This window comes from Haloferax sp. KTX1, from assembly GCF_902410085.1.
In the GTDB taxonomy this organism is placed as follows: domain Archaea; phylum Halobacteriota; class Halobacteria; order Halobacteriales; family Haloferacaceae; genus Haloferax; species Haloferax massiliensis.
This window is the reverse complement of record NZ_CABPRH010000234.1, coordinates 1-428: the sequence shown is the minus strand read 5'-3', so window position 1 is coordinate 428 and position 428 is coordinate 1. Positions and strand designations below refer to the sequence as shown.

Here is a 428-nt window from a genome sequence, read left to right as displayed (position 1 = left end):
CTGTCCCTGTCCGTCATGCGCATATTCGGGTCCGGCGCATCCGCCGAAATCGAGCGTCATCACTACGATCGGCACGTGGAAACCCTGGCCTACGAGGACGGCGTCACCGGCCTTCCCAACCGGGTGGCCTTCATGGAAGAGCTCAAGCGTCGTGGTGTGGAGTGCCACCGGCAGTGCTTACCCCTGTCCCTGGTGTTTCTGGACCTCCAGAGGTTCAAGGAGCTCAACGATACCCGTGGCACGCATTTTGGTGATTCAGTTCTGGCGGCGGTCGCGGTGCGATTCTCGGAATTGCTCAGTCCAGGGGATTACCTGGCCCGATTGGGAGGCAACGAGTATGCAGTGTTGTTGCCGGGATTGAACAAGGAGGCGTTGCCTGCCTTCATGCAGCACCTTCAGGATCAGCTGGATGCCCCGCTGAATGTGAT

General features: G+C 59.6%; 1 protein-coding gene. It reads left to right on the top strand.

All coding sequences use genetic code 11. The annotated features are described in order from the left end of the window. Positions 1-428: GGDEF domain-containing protein (locus tag FY251_RS21620; protein WP_148416957.1), on the top strand; the 428-nt coding region annotated here is incomplete at both ends.